The following is a 16,009-nucleotide window of genomic DNA, read 5'->3' on the forward strand; positions in this document are numbered from 1 at the left end:
CATCTTGTTGAATGTTAGCGCAACAAATGGGGAGCGCATGCTTTTAACCAGGTATTTGCCATTAACCGATTACCCGCTTCAGTCATATGTACGCCATCTGTTGTCAGGTTTACCTCACTTTGTTTTACCTCATTAAGAAAAGCAGTATGTGTAGGAACAAGAACAGCATCATAGTTCAATGCTAGACGACGAACAACCTCAACGTATGGTACAAGCATCTGATTCCCCTTAGAGTGTACATCTTCATTTATAATTGTAGGCTCCATTAAAACTAGCTTCGTATTGATATTTCTAGTCTTATTAAGCAGTCGCTCATATATTTCTTTGAAATTCTCTGGATACACCTGATTCATTTCAGGGTGATCAAGCTGACGCCAAACATCATTTATTCCGATTGAAATAGACAGTACTTCAGGTTTGTCTGCGATAACATCCTTCTGCCACCTCTTCTCTAGATCCGTTATACGATTACCACTTACACCTTTATTTACAACTTGAACATCATTTTCTAACTCATCCTTAATCATACGTACATACCCAGAACCGATTCCCTCAGGATCCTGATTTCTGCCTGAGTCTGTAATACTATCGCCAATGAATAACCATTTACTCATGCTATTGAACTCTCCCTTCGTTTTGATCCCTTGTTATCGTCCACTTTTCGCAAAAAGTACTGAATTGGTTACGAAGCCACTCGCTTGTTACCTTATTTATTTTCTCTACTTCATTTTCTTCGAGCACAACGTGGATCGAATCGAAAGTTCCGCTTTGTCCTGTTTTTTCATAGATCACATCATGGTACTTCTTCATAAACTCGTTATAGGATGAGCGATTTAGCCAGAAACCAATAATGGTTGCGGTACGCTTATTTTGAGACCACCCGCCAAACTGTGCAATAAATCCATTGCAATGCTTTAGCTCTTTCCATCGTTCTTGACCTGACGAAAATGATGAAGCATGACCTTCCTTAACTTCACAAATCACATTCTTAATCAACATCGCTTGTTGAATCCCCTTGAATTTCAGGATGTCGAAAGCAATCTGTTGTATGGTCATTAACCATACCAACCGCCTGCATAAAGCTATAAATAATAACAGGACCTACGAATGTGAAATTTCTTTTTTTCATATCTTTGCTAATTTTCTTGCTAAGGTCTGTCTCGGCTGGAACTTCGTCACTCGACTCCCAATGATTAACGATCGGTTTTCCTTCTGTAAATGCCCATATGTAAGTCGAAAAACTACCAAACTCTTTTCGAATAGCAATAAATGCTTTTGCATTTTTAACTGTTCCACGCACTTTAAGTTTGTTTCGAATAATACCTTCATTACTTAACAGCTTCTGAATTTTATCTTCATCATAAGATGCAACCTGCTCAACGTTAAATTCATCAAAAGCTTCACGGTAATTCTCTCTTCTCTTTAGAATCGTGATCCAACTCAAGCCTGCCTGAGCCCCTTCTAGAATTAACATTTCAAATAGTTTTTGATCATCATAAACGGGGATTCCCCATTCGTTATCATGATAATTCTTAAAAATCTCTTCATCGTTTACCCATGCACATCGCTTCACATTATTCCTCCTAGTCTTTGCTTTTATTTTAACGCGCCTTTTCTCTATTGGAATAGTTTTATCTCCTCAAGCCATACTAAGTGGCGACATAAAAGGAGATGATCAAGTTGGCAAAAATACTATATATTACTGTAAATCCTAAACCTGTGAATGAATCTTTTAGCCTGACGATCGGAGAAGCCTTTCTGAAAACGTATCAAGAAGAGCATCCAAACGATACTATACTGAAGCTAGATCTTTATAACATTGACCTTCCATACATTGATACGGACGTTTTCAAAGGATGGGGAAAACTTCAAAACGGCAATGAGTTTCATCATTTATCTGCAGATGAACAAATGAAAGTTAGTAAAATAAATGATCTGACAGATCAATTTATTGAAGCTGATAAATATGTCTTTGTCACACCTTTCTGGAATTTCAGCTTTCCTCCTAAACTAAAAGCGTATATCGATACGATCGCAATTGCAGGGAAAACATTCAAGTACACAGAGGAAGGCCCCGTTGGGTTGTTAACAGACAAAAAAGCCCTTCACATCCAGGCAAGAGGTGGCGTTTATTCGGAGGGGCCAGCTAAAGAAATGGAGTTCGGTGATCGATACCTTCATGCTGTTCTCGGTTTTCTAGGTATTCCTTCTGTAGAATCTGTAATCGCAGAGGGAATGGCTCAAATGCCAGAGAAAGCAGAAGAAATTAAAAGCAAGGCAATCGACAAAGCACATAAAGTAGCCTTAGATTTCTAACAAAAAAAGCGCAATTGCGCTTTTTTTACTCTTCCTTTATAACATGATCTAGAGGAATCATCATGCTGTAGTCGAACGGAAAACTCATTTCAGCTCTGTCCTCAGTTTCAGGTAAATCACTGCTTATCTTAAGTTCTCCAGGTATTCCTTCAAGCGGAATATGTTTCGTATGATCGAACATCAATTTCGCCTCCTTCTATCAATAGTATGGATGAAGGAGGCAGCAAATATGATTATCGATCTATTAAAAGCCTGGACATATAGTATTCATCCACAAATTCATCATTAATCTGAAGGGAATGCCTCTTTAATCCTTCTACTTCGTACCCGGCTTTTTTGTATAGAGCCAAACCAGCCTCATTCCGCGTTACAACAGTCAGTTCTAAACGGTGAATTCCATTGATCAGTGACCATTCTTCTAATTCTTGAAATAGCTTTGTTCCTACTCCCTTACCACGCTGTTCCTTCCTGATGCCTACAATTATGTAAGCAGAATGACTGTTTCGCTTTGTTTGCCCACCTATCGCAATCAAGTAGCCAATGAGCCTACCTGAATCCTCCGCTACAAATATCGTGGACCCTTGATCTTGTTCTATTTTATCAATCCGTTCACGCTGTTCTTCTACTAACAGCTTCCGTTCTTGTGGTTCATACAGCATATATTGTGCATCATTCTCAACGTCTTTTATCAACTGTACAAACGCTTCAGCATCCTCAGAGTTTATATGTCTCAGTTCCACTTGCTTCCCCTCATTTCTAATCCTAGTGTTTTTTGCTAGTTTATCACAAAGTGAAACTTCTAATAGTAAGAATTTCCATAAGAAAAACGTGTATGAGATCTCATACACGTTTTGGGTTATATACTATTGTTCTGCAACTTGCTTCGTTCTCTTCTCGAGCTTTCTTACTTCTTTCATAAGCTCCTTATAGCCAAATCGAGTTAATTCAAAATCTTCATTAACCATTTCATACTCGAGTAGCGTATCTCGCTTTGCTTCAGGAATATCATTGTAAACCATTTTGAGCTCTTCGTTTAATTGAATAAATGAACTTGATTCAACAGACTCAATCCCAATTAATTCAGCAACAAGCTTCATGTCTGGCGTTTCTTTAATGAATAAGCTTTTCTTATCACTAACAGCTTTTTGAATTCTATTTTTAAACTGTAGAATGTCCTGCTTAATGCGATTACTTTCTGTTTCCTTTTGTTGCATTCGGTTTCGGTATGTTTCTTTCTCTAATTCATCAAGATCCGCTTTGGAAAGGAGTTCTTCAAAGAGTAGCGTTTTATCGCTATTGATTCGCTCAAGTTCTCGTTCCTTCTCAGCTTCTTCAGATGATTCTACTTCTTCAATCGGCTTTGCGAGTGAGAACGATAATTGATCATCATTAGATACTCTTGAAGAACTATCCGTCTTGATCTCCTCACCCCTTAGCAATATATCAAAATCCTGAATTTTTTTAATCACATAAAGCGAAACACCAACACCAAGGCACGTCATAAATAATCTGAACATAAATGGCGAAAAAGCTACAAGATATAATAATAGAATGAATCCAATGACAGATAGAACTGTTAATGCTTTTTCTTTCCCCGATTTTGCTTGAAGGGGTTGATCCAGTGTCGCTAGAAATTTCTTCATGGATGTTAACATCCTTACCTTTCACCTCTCTAATCTAATGCCATTCTCAAGTGAGAACGAACAGTACCCGGATTACTTACATTCCGGGTGCTATATTTTTCGATTACAAACGTTACTTTATGAGTATACCACTCATTCTTTTTTTCAGGTCTAAGGAAACTCATTTTGTAATAGACATGAGAACACGTAAAAGTTTGTCCTTGAAAGGAGTCGTGTCATATGGAACATTTTATTATGCAATGCTTGAACTGGCTTCTAAGCCTAGGATATCCTGGTATTTCTCTTGCACTTATGGTTGAAATTATTCCAAGCGAGCTTGTTCTCGCTTATGGTGGCTATATGGTTTCAAAAGGAACGATTCATTTCGCTGGAGCTGTCATAGCAGGCACAATCGGTGGGACAATTGCTCAGCTTTTTTTATATTGGCTTGGTCGATATGGGGGAAGATCATTTTTGGAGCGATATGGCAAATACATACTCATATCACACAAATCCCTTACCCTTGCTGAAGAATGGTTCGAACGAAATGGTGTAAGCATCATTTTTACAGCTAGGTTCATTCCAGTTGTTCGCCATGCTATATCACTCCCCGCAGGCATTGCTAAAATGTCGCTCGTGCGATTTACCTTCTATACTGCGCTTGCTATGATTCCCTGGTCGATCCTCTTTTTGTATATCGGTGTTAAGCTCGGTCATAACTGGCAGCACATTCATTCAGTAGCAAGAATGTATACACTACCTTTAAGCATTGGTGCCGGATTTTTCATCATTTGTTATTGCCTGCTACTCTTTATGAAGAAGCGTAAAGCCCGTTAACGATTATTCCATTCTGTTTCTAATATGCTGAACAGCAGCGAATCGCGCCAGCCATCTCTCATCTTTAAGTCGTCGCGTAATACACCTTCTTGTTTCATTCCTATTCTTTCAAGTACTCTTTTTGATCCAATATTATCTGGGTTACACGTTGCACTAACTTTGTGCAAACCAAGCTCTACGAATGAGAATGTCAGAAGTGTTCTTGCTGCTTCTGAAGCGTATCCGAGCCCCCAGCGCTCAGGATGAAGAATATACGCAAGCTCCCCCTGTTCATTTACTCGGTCTCGTATGTTTACTTCGCACACTCCAATAACGGAATCATCTTCAACAATGGCGTACGCATAACGAGTACGTGGCTTAACGAGAGCATCTTCGATAATGTTGTTTACATACGCTTTTGATTCATCCTCTGTGTTAGGTCCCCAAGGTTGGTACTTGCAAACTTCCTCAATGGAAGCATAAGAATGAATAGATTTCCAGTCTTCTTCTTTTACTTCTCTCAGTTGTATTTTCTCCATCGCTCATACGCTCCTTTAATTTAATCTCTTTTGTAAGAAATACTGGGTGTGCCCCTCTGGATGATTATCAACTTTGCCACAAATCTCATACCCCTCACGTAAGTAAAAGCCCGGCGCCTGGAAACTAAATGAATCAAGAAGAATAAGTCTACATGCTTTCTCCTCTGCAAGCTTTTCGATCCGCTTAAGAAGTTTCCTGCCATATTGATTGCCTCTCTTGCTTTCTGCTACCCAAAGAAAATCTAGATGAAGGTGTTCCCAGAACATTGTTCCAGAGACTCCTCCAACTAATTCGCCCTCTTCTTGAATGACATATGCAATTTTTTCAAGTGGTGTTTTGACCTGATCTGAAAGTTGCTCTTCGTTATAATCGACAACTTTCTTTCGAATCATCTCACGCGCTTCATCCTGTCTTTGAATCATATGTATTCCTCCTCAACCTAGTTTCCTTGTCGTTTCTTTCAGTGGAGTGGCGTTTCCTCTCTCATATTCAATAGAAACTTCAAAAGTCCCCTCTTCAAAGAACTTCGGAAGTCTTCGCTTAAACCAGTCTTGCATTGGAAGCTCATTAACAGAATGACGCTTCACCCACGATAATTTTCCTTCAGGTGGATTTAAAAGTAGCTCTCCGGAAAATGAAGTGGCAACGTAATTGAACACAATATAACGGTACATTTCATCACGAATGATAAATTCATCCACCCCTTTGAACGTAAGATCTGATGGATTTACCGTTAACCCAGTTTCTTCGCGAAGCTCCCTTGCCGCTCCTTCTGCAAAACTTTCAGATAGCTCAATTTTTCCACCTGGACCAATGTATCCTGGAAACCCTGCTTCAGGTGGCCGATTCAATAATAGAATCTCATCAGTTTCTTCATTATGTAGAATAACCATCGATAGTAGTGTCGCGTTAATCGTTTTCATTTTCTCCTCCAGTGAGATTGATAGTTTTGTATGCTGTCAGTATATACTATTACTTCTAGTGAACCCATAGAGTTAAGAGGATTTTTTTTGTTTAAAAACGGGTAACATCGTTAGAGAAGGAAACAGAGGTTAAACAGATGTGAGTACGAATGAATGGATGTAATGAAACAAGGTAAAGGATGTCGTCCTTTCCTAGTAATACCCACTAACAAAGGAGTGATATAGTATGCTTAATCCTTCTCAATACAAAGAACGTAAACCAATGGATCAGCGTTTAGTTAGCTGGTCTGTCGATCGAACGAAGGAAAGTGATTATAACGAAACGAAGCTCGCTATTGTGGAATGCACGTGCACCAACAGCGATGGAGATGAGCTCAAAACTGTCAAAACGCTCGAGGTGACGCCTGATCATAATTCATGGGAAGATTGGATGGATGAATTAAAGAAGGATCGCTTTGAAATTATCCAGTGTCCGAGCTGTAAGATATGGACGATCGATGAGTAGCATAAAAAAGCCCCTCTTATAATTCTAAGAGGGGCTTCCTTTCTTATTATTCAGGTAAAGCATCTAGTTCTAGTGAGATGAAATCCATTAAACCTTTAATCATTGTCTCAGAGAAGTCAAAATGAATACCTGCTGCTTCATACACTTCAGCTAGCGATACAGAACTACCCATTGAAAGAGCGCGGTTATAGTTTTGTAGCGTTTGCTCTGGATTTTCTCTATACTGGCGATACATTTGAATTGCTCCAAGCTGTGCGATAACATATTCAATGTAATAAAACGGCACTTCGAAAATGTGGAGAATGAGTTGCCAGTTATTTTGAATCCACTCTTCCTGTCCGTTCCAATCGACAAAAGATGAGTCATATGTGCGAGAAAGCTCCATATATTTCTGGCTTCGCTCTTCACTTGTGTGATTTGGATTTTCGTACATCCAGTGCTGGAATTGATCAACAACAATGCCATTTGGAAGAAAGAGAATTAATCCTTCAAGCTGATCTTTCTTAGCCCGTAACAATTCCTTTTCATCACTGTACATCAGGTTCCAGTAATCCATCGTAAGAAGTTCCATTGTCATACTCGCAAGCTCAGCAGATTCCATTGGAGTTTCTTGATACGCAGACAATTGTTGATTTCGCTTGAAATCGTTATGGATGCAATGACCCATTTCATGAAGAAGAGTAATAAAATCATCTTGTGACTTCGTGCTATTCATGAAAATAAAAGATAGCTCTGAAATAGGTAGGTACTCACAAAACCCTCCCTGCGCTTTGCCTTTACGGCTTTCAAGATCAAGTGCGCCTTTCTCATTCATATCATTAAGAAGATAGGAGAAACGAGGAGAAAGCTGATCGAAAATATCAGACGTTCCTTGGATCAGTTCTTCTATACGATTGAAAGGTCGAAGCGGCAACTTATCTTTAGGCACTGCTCGCGTGTCCCATGGCTTATAGTCTGAAAGACCAAGCTCTTGCTGATGTTTCTTCTGCAATTTTTCCTTGAGAGGAACAACATGCTTTCTGACTGCTTCCGCAAGCGCCTTACAATCCTCTGGCGTGTAATCAAAACGCTCATACTTTTTAAACATATAATCTCTATAGTTATCGAGATTAACATTCTCAGCTTTCTGCTGTCGAAGCTGTATCAGCTGATCCATGATTGTTTGTAAATCTTCTTTCTTTGTTAAAAGGGTGGTGAAAATTTCTTCCATGGCACTTTTGCGGATCTCACGGTTACCATCCTGCATCAATAGAAACATTTCACTGAGGGTTTTTTCTTCTCCCTGCCAGTTAAACGAAAGTGAACCCGTATGTTCAAAGTAGCTGTTTACAATCCGATCTTCTTCTACTTCTAATTCAATATTCTTCTCATTGAAAAGCTCAATCGCATTTTCTTTTCTAATTAGAAATTGCTTATAGTACTCCTGGTTAAGTCGCAGTCGATAAGGTGACTCTTGAAATTTCTTATCAAAAAGTCCTTCATATCGTTTAACCATAGGTTCAATATGTTCCTGATCGTGCTCAATCATTTTCTTCGCTTGTTCACTACTGCTATGACATTGAAAGTCAATATAGTGCCCGTTAAGTCCTTCAGCTACACCATCCATTAAATCAGAAAGATCCATTATCCATTTTTCGAGTTCATCAGTAGATTCGATCGACTGATGTAAGAGCGTTTTAAACTCTTCTTCTAATTTGCCTGGATTTTTAAAATCAAACTTTTCCACATAAAATGTACTCATCAGCTTCCCCCTTATTCTCCTTATGATGCGTTATGTACTATACATTAGTTTACCACAATTGCTCTGTCAGCATATGCTTGTTCAAATAAGGGCCTATTCACTTTTTCAGCATAAAAAATGGGACCCCACCCCGTGGATGGGACCCCTCCTGTGTGGAAACGAAGCATCCCATCCAAAGACGGGGCTTCATTCATGCTCGTACCCGAAAAAAGGGAAACGATAAACGTTTATTTCTAACAATCGATTTAGAAATATTATCCCTTCATGCGAGAATAGCTTTGAAGACTAGCATAACGCCTTTCTCTACGCTTCATTAAATAGTCAACTGTCCCAGTCCCAAGCATGACACCAGCTACAATGAGCACAAACCCAATTAACTGCTTCCATCCTATTGGCTCTCCAAGAAAAATAGCAGCACCTAGAAGAGCAAAAAACGGTGTAAGATTATTAAACACCGCTGCCTCACCAGGTCCAATACGGTAGATTGCTTTGTTGTAGAACATATGCCCAAGTCCTGTTGCGAATACAGCAGAAACGGCAAAAATTGTCCATATGCCTAACGCGCCCTCACGAAGTATTTCAGGTCCTTGAGGCTCAATCAAAAGCCCAATAATAAACAAAGTACTTGATCCCGCGAGAAGCATCCAGCCAGTCATCAGTCTGGAAGACATCGTTTCCGTTCCCTTCTTAATGAATATGAAACTTACAGCTTGTGCAATTACAGATAAAAAAACGAATATATCTCCACTTGATGCAGACCCCAAACGCCCTCCTCCGCTTAATACTACGAACGATACTCCGACTAGTGCAAGAAGAATACCAGTCGCTTTTAATAGCGTCATCTTATCTTTCAAGAAAAGAACCGCAAACAGAGCGGTCATTAATGGAACAAGTCCCAGAATTAAACCTGCATTTGAAGCAGACGTATTCGTTAAGCCAACCGCAAGAAAAGAGTGATGGCCGACCACCCCTGTTACAGCACCAAATATCGTATAGGTTGCTTCTTTACGTGTTAGTTTTCTAAGGTCTTTAGCGATGAATAGCACCGCAAAAACAACTAGACTTGCTGAAAAGATACGAATTGATTGGATCATAATCGGTGTAAATTCTGTCACAAGGAGTTTAATTGCAATCACATTAAATCCCCAAATCACCATAAGTAGAAATAGTCCGCCATAAAGTCCAAATTTCTTCACCCGAGTCCCTCTTTCCATTCCTTCCGAAATACTCATTGTTCCGTAATAAACACACGATCACCCGTAGTGATTTCCCCAGTTTGTTTAACTCGTGCATACATACCAAATAAATTATTTTGTTCCTTTACAAGCTTCTTCAATAAACCAGGCTGTTTTGTTCCATCCTCTGGATCTACTGTAATAATCATACATCGCTCACATGGCTTAACAACTTCTATCATCACTTCCTGTCCAATACGGAGGAACTTCCCTTCCCACTCTTTTTCTACAAAGGGGGTTTTCTCGAACAAACTTATTACAAGGTTCGGTCGGAATCGGCGATCATCTATTTCCTTCCCCCAGGAATGAGATAATGACTGAAGAGACGCATCTGTTACAAGTAAGAGGTGCTCTTCTTCAATTGGACCAATAGGCACATGTTCTGGATGATAAGATTTTCTAGCTAACAATCTTGATGAGCTTCTTTCAATATCCTTAAGCCATTCTGAATCACTCCACATATACGTTTGCCCATTTGGAGTCACGATTTGTGGTTCTGGATAAGCTTCTAGTGATTCTGGGCCGCTAAAAGAAGCTTGATATTGAACAAGTTCTGCAAACTGAGTAATCGTTAAGAATGATTCTTTCTCATCTAGAAGGGCATGACTTCGATCACCGTACAAACCGTAAGGCATAACCTTTGTACGCTGTACTTTCTCTCCCGTCATTGATTTTACAGGATGCCGTGTCATTTCTTTAATTATTCCAACCTCCACAAACATCTGCCTCCTTATCTTTTCACTGCTTCTAGTATAACCTAATTGTAAAAATCTACTTTTTTGCTATTTTACTAGTATAAACAATGAGAGATTTGCATAAAACTAGTAAAAACAATGAAAAGGGGATAGGTCTGATGGAAATCAAAGAATACTACTCCATTACTCTTTATAATGAGAAGCGTAGAGCTATTTATCACTCCGAGGATGAATATGATAACTTTGAAGAAGCACAGCGTGAGGGATTTGTGCTTCTCCGCAATCATCCGAAAGCAGATTTGTATTCCATTGAGCGATTTTTTGCGGTGGAAGACGTCTAAAGTTTGTTCTTCTCTTTGAACAATTCATTCAAGCGTTTATCAAGGTCATTCATCTTTGAGTCTCCAGGTATTAAAAGGCTTATTTCACTTATTAAAGCGGAAATTTCATTATCAAGTAGCATCTTCTTTTCTCCTACCAATTGGGAAGAACAAGAAGGGCTTTTTTCTTTTTCGCGAAACTCTGATAAGCCCATTTCTACTCTTTTGACACTTTGATCTTTAAATACTAGTAGACGATCACATATCTTATTCATGAAGTAGTAATCGTGCGAAACAACAAGAAGCGTTCCTGTGAATTGTTGTAATGTATCTTCAAGCTGCTCTCGTGAAGGCAAATCAAGGTGATTTGTTGGCTCATCAAGAATGAGAACATCATATTTGTTCATTAGGATACGTGTCATTTTGACCTTTGTCCTCTCACCAAGACTAAGCTGTTGAATAGGTACTTGTATACGGCTTCGTTCCATTCCCATTGAAGCAAGAATTGACTTCGCTCTGAAATCCTCATCCCTCGATTCGACTTCAAGTGATTGAAGAGCAGTTTGGTTGGAAGGAAGGTCATGAACATCCTGAGATAAATATCCAATCCTAAGCATTGGACTTTTCCAAATCTCTCCTTCGCTAACGCCTTCTTCACCAAGTATCATGCGTAGAAACGTGGTTTTTCCACATCCATTTTCACCAACCATACCAATGCGTTCGCCATGCTTAATATAGAAAGAGCTTCCTTTAAATAACCATCGTTCACCATACTGTTTACTTACATTAATCGCTTCAAAGACTCTCTTGCCATGTGAATTCTCTGATTCAAAATGAAAGCGGACACCTGTCGCTTTATGGGGTTCATTTACCCCATTTTTCTGCAGTTCTTTTTCAAGACGCTTCCGTTTTGACTTAACTTGTGCATCCATCTTTTTCGCTTTCATTCTGTAGTGTTCTTTATATCCTTCTTGCGATGTCGACTGCTTGTGTGCCTTATCCGACCAATTGGTTAAACCAGCAAGTTGCTCCTCAATTCGCTTCTTTTCTTTTTGCTGAACTTGATAACGATGAAGCTGTTCTTCGTACCTTCGCTTCTTTTCAAGACGATACGCTGTATAGTTACCACTATAATCATTGAGTTCTCCATTCTCGATTTCAAGAATTCGCTCAACGGTTTGGTCAAGAAAATACCGGTCATGCGAGATAATAAGAACGGCACCTTTAAAGTCTTCAAGCTCACGAATTAGCCACTGCAATCCTGTTAAGTCGAGATGATTCGTCGGTTCGTCAAGAATTAGAATATCTGGATTCGATGCCCAGATTTGAGCAAGTGACACCTTTAATCTTTCTCCACCACTTAGCTGTTTTAAGTGCGTCTCATCAATGTCGCTTGATAAACCGAGCTCCTTTTCGCTTTTTCGGAGTAAAGAATGATGATCTAGGTTAGCTTCATTCATGAACTCTTCGTAATCGGTTGACTGTCGCAAATAGCCTATTGAACCTTCCACTACATAGCTTCCTTTATCAGGTTTACTATCTCCAACTAGAATTCTAGCAAGAGTTGTTTTGCCAGCACCATTGGGGCCAACAATTCCCACTCGCTCCCCACGATGAATATCTATACTCACTTGATCGAATAAAACACGCTCATCATATTTTTTTTGTAATCCTTTTATCGATAGTACGTTCATACATGTCCCCCATTTCTTTGTTCATTCTCAGGGAGCATAAAAAAGCCTCCCCATTCTACCTGGAGAGGCATGTCATTCCGATTTCCATAGTGCTATAGCTTTAAAGAAAGCATGCAAAAGAAGCATGTTCAAGCTAAAGTTGATGGTAAAAAACGGCAGACTAATCCTATTCTCCAGTAAATCAATTTCGCTATTCGAAAGTTGACTTAGAAAAATAAGATTAGTATTTCATCGCTTCTTAACCATTCCCTTCCATTTCAATTGTAATTAATTGTATAGAATCATGACAACGCTGTCAATCAGCATTCTTATCATTCTACAAAAAGTGATTGATTACAATTTACAACTTTTTTCATCTTTTTAGTACAAAAGAACCCTATAATATATAAATTTTGCTACCGATATAAGGAATAGTTAAGTAAATCTTTCCAAGGTTACTAAATTTAGAAAGGAGTCAAGCTCATACTTCTAGAGAAAAACTAGTAAAGTCACTACGTACATAGGACAGAGAAAAAAAGCATATCGGGGGAAATTATCGTGCGGAGAATGTTTACTACTTTTATTATTGCAGTGCTATTGTTTACAGGAATGGCTTTTCCTGGTGAACCATCTGCAAACAACAAAATGGAACGTATAAGCGGTGACGATCGAATATCAACTGCTTTAGAGATTTCAAAGAAAGTATCACCTGGTAAGTTAACAACTTCAGAGAAGGCCGTAATACTCACGCGTGCTGACATGCCTTTTGATGCACTTGCAAGTTCTGGCCTTGTTGGAGTTAAAAATGCACCTGTACTACTTACAAAACCTTCTACCCTTGATTCAAGGGTACTAAACGAATTAAAACGTCTTGAAGCTAAAAAAGTTTACATTCTTGGTGGACCAACTGCTATTAGTCAAAGTGTTGAGAATGAACTTAAGAAGAGCTTTACGGTTACGAGACTTGAAGGTTCAAATCGTTATTCAACTGCTGAAGCGATTAATAAAGAGGCAGGACTAGATCAATCTTCTACAGCTATCGTTGTTAATGGAAACAAGGTGGCAGATTCACTATCAGCTTCAAGTGTCGCATCAATCAAAAACTATCCCATTTACTTAACATCCAACAAGAAGGCTCCAACTCTACCTTCTACAATTAAGACAGTATACTTAATTGGAGGAGAAAGTGTCCTCTCACCGGATCTAATGAAACAATTAGAGCAACAAGGTAAGAAAGTCGTTCGCCTTGCAGGTCAGGATCGTTTTGCAACAAACATTGCTGTAAATGAAGCATTCTTTCCTTCAAGCAATTCCTTTATTGTAGCGAGAGGAACTTCAACACAACCGGATCGAGAGGATTATCCTGACGCAGTTGCTGCTTCTTCACTATCTGAAGTATACAATGCTCCCGTCATTTTATCTCACCATTCTACTGTGATTCCAGACATTGAGTCTTACCTTTCTAAACATGCTTCTAGTTTAATGGTATTAGGGGGAGAAGCTGCATTACCTTCAACTATCGTTAATTCCTATAAAATGAAGCAACCACCTGTTGAAGAAGTTGAAGAAGAAGTTGTTCTAGAAACTGCTATAGTGACAGCTTCAAGCTTGAATGTCAGAACAGCACCTGAAATTTCTGGAACAAGAATTGGGGCACTATTGCGCAATACTGAAGTTTCAATCTACGGATACGTTGGTGATTGGGCAAAAATAAAATACAAAGAGCAAACAGCTTATGTACACGGTGCGTACCTAACCAAAATAAATAGTAATCTATTAAAAGATATTAAAATCGTTGTAGACCCCGGTCATGGTGATCATGATCCAGGTGCTAGCAGAAGTAAACTACTAGAAAAAGATATTAATCTTGATGTATCACTGTACCTAGAGAAGAAGCTAAAAGCAGCAGGAGCTACTGTGGTTATGACACGTAGAGATGACACGTTCCTCGAATTAACAGAGCGTTCAAACATTGCGAATAACATCAGTGCTGATGCATTCGTTAGCGTTCACACGAATGCTGGACCGGAAGCTGCACATGGTATCGAAACATACTGGTATGACAAATACAGTTCAGCAGAAAGTAAAGCTCTAGCAGAAAGTATACAAAAGCGTCTCATTGAAGTAACAGATGCAAGAGACCGTGGTGCGAAGAACCAGAGCTTTTCTGTTATTCGCCAGTCCAGAATGGCTAGTGTCCTTGTCGAGGTTGGATTCTTAACAAACGACGAAGAATACCAGCTATTATTAACACAGTCTTATCGTGAAGAACTGGCAGAAGGAATCTACCAGGGTGTTCTTGATTATTATAAAAAGAAGTAAATACAAAACAAAAGGAGTTCCTGAAATTTAGGAACTCCTTTTTCTAATTCATTTTATGCTTTAGTCCAATTAGGTACCATCTCAACATCAGCCGCTAAAAGAGTTGTGTAGATTGGGCAACGAGAATCTACAATGTGCTGAAGTTCTTGAATGCGCTCTTCGCTTTCTGAGGTTTCGACTACTGCGTTAACCATAATTTTGTGGAAGTAAGGACGTACACCTTTTTCTCCCATCATGCCACGTGGATCAATTTCTCCACGAATATCGAATTCAATACCTTGAAGATCGAATTCCATTTCTTTGGCAACAAAGTTGGCAATCGCATTTTCACAACCAGAGAGTGAAATAAGAAGTGAAGCTAATGGGTTAGCGCCTTCGTCCGTTCCTCCCATTTGTGCTGGTTCATCTATAACCACTTTATGGCCTTTTGAATCACCTACTGTATTCATACCTTTTGAAACTGCTGTAATTTTCTCGATCATTTTAGACATCTATTATGTCTCCCTTCATTTTTGTAAATAGTGCAAGCGAATCGTATCCGCAATGTTTTTCAAGATCGAAATATCCTGGTAGTTCTTCATCAGAAGGATGCCCCCTTCAAGCTGTGCAACAATAGCCTGTGCATGCTTCAGTGGCTCTTCACCAACAAGTTCACTCATAACATTCTCAAGACTTTCAATCCAATCATGAAGAAGTCCATTCACTTTTTGACGAAACACTTCATCATGCTCACTCATTTCAAGTGCAAGGTTCCCAAATGGACAACCATGCATATTCGCTTGTGTTTCGTGATATTGAATGGCCCATGAAAGCATTGTATCCAGCTTCTTTCGTGCTGAATCATCCGTTTGCAAGATGTTCTGAATAAGATCTCTTTGCCAGGTTTTAACGAAATAATCAACAACCGCAATACCTAGATCACGTTTTGATGAAAAATAATGATAGAACTGTCCTTTACCTATATCAGCTTCTGACAATATATCGCTCAATCGAGTACTTTCATATCCTTTAGCATGTATTAAGCCCGCGGTAGCGGAGATAATCTCTTCTTTACGATTTGTCATAACATCACCTTCTTAATAACATTTATAACCGACCAGTTGGTACAAACCGAATATAACATGTCACTAAAAAGTGATTCAAGGAGGCGCAGGACTTTTATTCACACCAAGTTGATTATTTTTGTTGTTCGTATGTTAAACCAAAACCAACCAGTTGGTACAAAAATAATATAACATCCTCATTTCTGTTATGCAAAGTAAAAAGCTCTAGATGTAAGCTAGCTTACATCTAGAGCTTTT

The 16,009-nt window shown here is 39.0% G+C and carries 20 protein-coding genes; 5 read left to right on the forward strand and 15 right to left on the reverse strand.

Annotated elements, in window-relative coordinates:
• Window positions 1-14 precede the first annotated feature (14 nt).
• The 3 genes from FBF83_RS07120 to FBF83_RS07130 are packed head-to-tail and all read right to left on the reverse strand — an operon-like array spanning window position 15 to window position 1,573.
• Window positions 15-614: an SGNH/GDSL hydrolase family protein gene (locus tag FBF83_RS07120; protein ID WP_136946390.1), complete on the reverse strand. Its 600-nt coding sequence runs from the start codon at window positions 612-614 to the stop codon at window positions 15-17.
• A gap of 1 nt (window position 615) precedes the next feature.
• Complete coding sequence (locus FBF83_RS07125; protein ID WP_169525223.1) at window positions 616-999, reverse strand: YdbC family protein; 384 nt, start codon at window positions 997-999, stop codon at window positions 616-618.
• Window positions 989-1,573, reverse strand: coding sequence for a DNA-3-methyladenine glycosylase I (locus FBF83_RS07130; RefSeq protein ID WP_136946392.1), 585 nt, complete (start codon window positions 1,571-1,573; stop codon window positions 989-991). Before FBF83_RS07130 ends, FBF83_RS07125 begins: the two co-directional genes overlap by 11 nt.
• A 107-nt stretch (window positions 1,574-1,680) precedes the next feature.
• Between FBF83_RS07130 and FBF83_RS07135 the strand changes: the two genes are divergently transcribed.
• Window positions 1,681-2,316 (forward strand): FMN-dependent NADH-azoreductase, encoded by a 636-nt coding sequence (locus tag FBF83_RS07135; RefSeq protein ID WP_136946393.1) that lies wholly within the window; start codon window positions 1,681-1,683, stop codon window positions 2,314-2,316.
• A 25-nt stretch (window positions 2,317-2,341) separates the two neighbouring features.
• Here FBF83_RS07135 and FBF83_RS20765 read toward each other — a convergent pair whose 3' ends face one another.
• From FBF83_RS20765 to FBF83_RS07145, 3 genes are all read right to left on the reverse strand, one after another.
• The gene (locus FBF83_RS20765) at window positions 2,342-2,497 is read right to left on the reverse strand and encodes a hypothetical protein (protein ID WP_169525224.1); all 156 of its coding nucleotides are present in this window, start codon (window positions 2,495-2,497) and stop codon (window positions 2,342-2,344) included.
• A 52-nt stretch (window positions 2,498-2,549) separates the two neighbouring features.
• On the reverse strand, window positions 2,550-3,056 hold the full coding sequence (locus tag FBF83_RS07140; protein WP_136946394.1) for a GNAT family N-acetyltransferase: 507 nt from the start codon (window positions 3,054-3,056) through the stop codon (window positions 2,550-2,552).
• 123 nt (window positions 3,057-3,179) lie between these two features.
• Window positions 3,180-3,959, reverse strand: coding sequence for a hypothetical protein (locus FBF83_RS07145; protein ID WP_136946395.1), 780 nt, complete (start codon window positions 3,957-3,959; stop codon window positions 3,180-3,182).
• 219 nt (window positions 3,960-4,178) lie between these two features.
• Here FBF83_RS07145 and FBF83_RS07150 point away from each other — a divergent pair, with 219 nt between their 5' ends.
• Entirely contained in the window at window positions 4,179-4,775 is a 597-nt protein-coding gene (locus FBF83_RS07150; RefSeq protein WP_136946396.1) for a DedA family protein, read from the forward strand.
• Here FBF83_RS07150 and FBF83_RS07155 read toward each other — a convergent pair.
• From FBF83_RS07155 to FBF83_RS07165, 3 genes are read right to left on the reverse strand one after another with little or no spacing between them, the layout of a single operon-like run.
• Window positions 4,772-5,293: a GNAT family N-acetyltransferase gene (locus FBF83_RS07155; protein WP_136946397.1), complete on the reverse strand. Its 522-nt coding sequence runs from the start codon at window positions 5,291-5,293 to the stop codon at window positions 4,772-4,774. The genes FBF83_RS07150 and FBF83_RS07155 overlap by 4 nt on opposite strands.
• A gap of 15 nt (window positions 5,294-5,308) precedes the next feature.
• Window positions 5,309-5,716: a GNAT family N-acetyltransferase gene (locus FBF83_RS07160; RefSeq protein WP_136946398.1), complete on the reverse strand. Its 408-nt coding sequence runs from the start codon at window positions 5,714-5,716 to the stop codon at window positions 5,309-5,311.
• Between the two features lie 12 nt (window positions 5,717-5,728).
• Complete coding sequence (locus tag FBF83_RS07165) at window positions 5,729-6,229, reverse strand: NUDIX domain-containing protein (protein ID WP_420875121.1); 501 nt, start codon at window positions 6,227-6,229, stop codon at window positions 5,729-5,731.
• A gap of 214 nt (window positions 6,230-6,443) precedes the next feature.
• On the opposite strand from FBF83_RS07165, the gene FBF83_RS07170 reads away from it, so the two are divergent.
• Window positions 6,444-6,722 (forward strand): hypothetical protein, encoded by a 279-nt coding sequence (locus tag FBF83_RS07170; protein ID WP_136946399.1) that lies wholly within the window; start codon window positions 6,444-6,446, stop codon window positions 6,720-6,722.
• 46 nt (window positions 6,723-6,768) lie between these two features.
• Here the strand turns inward: FBF83_RS07170 and FBF83_RS07175 are convergent, their stop codons facing one another.
• The 3 genes from FBF83_RS07175 to FBF83_RS07185 form a co-directional block, all read right to left on the reverse strand.
• Window positions 6,769-8,463 (reverse strand): M3 family oligoendopeptidase, encoded by a 1,695-nt coding sequence (locus FBF83_RS07175; protein ID WP_136946400.1) that lies wholly within the window; start codon window positions 8,461-8,463, stop codon window positions 6,769-6,771.
• 254 nt (window positions 8,464-8,717) lie between these two features.
• The gene (locus tag FBF83_RS07180; RefSeq protein ID WP_136946401.1) at window positions 8,718-9,659 is read right to left on the reverse strand and encodes a DMT family transporter; all 942 of its coding nucleotides are present in this window, start codon (window positions 9,657-9,659) and stop codon (window positions 8,718-8,720) included.
• Window positions 9,660-9,691: 32 nt separating this feature from the next.
• A complete protein-coding gene (locus tag FBF83_RS07185) occupies window positions 9,692-10,414 on the reverse strand; it encodes an MOSC domain-containing protein (protein WP_136946402.1) in 723 nt (240 codons plus the stop codon).
• Between the two features lie 137 nt (window positions 10,415-10,551).
• Here FBF83_RS07185 and FBF83_RS07190 point away from each other — a divergent pair, with 137 nt between their 5' ends.
• A complete protein-coding gene (locus tag FBF83_RS07190; RefSeq protein ID WP_136946403.1) occupies window positions 10,552-10,734 on the forward strand; it encodes a hypothetical protein in 183 nt (60 codons plus the stop codon).
• On the opposite strand, the gene abc-f is transcribed toward FBF83_RS07190, so the two are convergent.
• Window positions 10,731-12,407: a ribosomal protection-like ABC-F family protein gene (gene abc-f, locus FBF83_RS07195; RefSeq protein WP_136946404.1), complete on the reverse strand. Its 1,677-nt coding sequence runs from the start codon at window positions 12,405-12,407 to the stop codon at window positions 10,731-10,733. The genes FBF83_RS07190 and abc-f overlap by 4 nt on opposite strands.
• Window positions 12,408-12,953: 546 nt before the next feature.
• On the opposite strand from abc-f, the gene FBF83_RS07200 reads away from it, so the two are divergent.
• Window positions 12,954-14,708: an N-acetylmuramoyl-L-alanine amidase gene (locus tag FBF83_RS07200; RefSeq protein WP_169525225.1), complete on the forward strand. Its 1,755-nt coding sequence runs from the start codon at window positions 12,954-12,956 to the stop codon at window positions 14,706-14,708.
• Between the two features lie 53 nt (window positions 14,709-14,761).
• On the opposite strand, the gene FBF83_RS07205 is transcribed toward FBF83_RS07200, so the two are convergent.
• Window positions 14,762-15,199: an OsmC family protein gene (locus FBF83_RS07205; RefSeq protein ID WP_136946406.1), complete on the reverse strand. Its 438-nt coding sequence runs from the start codon at window positions 15,197-15,199 to the stop codon at window positions 14,762-14,764.
• Between the two features lie 15 nt (window positions 15,200-15,214).
• Window positions 15,215-15,772 carry a TetR/AcrR family transcriptional regulator gene (locus FBF83_RS07210; protein ID WP_136946407.1) on the reverse strand — a complete coding sequence of 186 codons (558 nt, stop codon included), beginning with the start codon at window positions 15,770-15,772 and terminating at the stop codon, window positions 15,215-15,217.
• Between the last annotated feature and the right edge of the window lie 237 nt (window positions 15,773-16,009).

Source organism: Guptibacillus hwajinpoensis (assembly GCF_005144865.1).
In the GTDB taxonomy this organism is placed as follows: domain Bacteria; phylum Bacillota; class Bacilli; order Bacillales; family Guptibacillaceae; genus Guptibacillus; species Guptibacillus hwajinpoensis_A.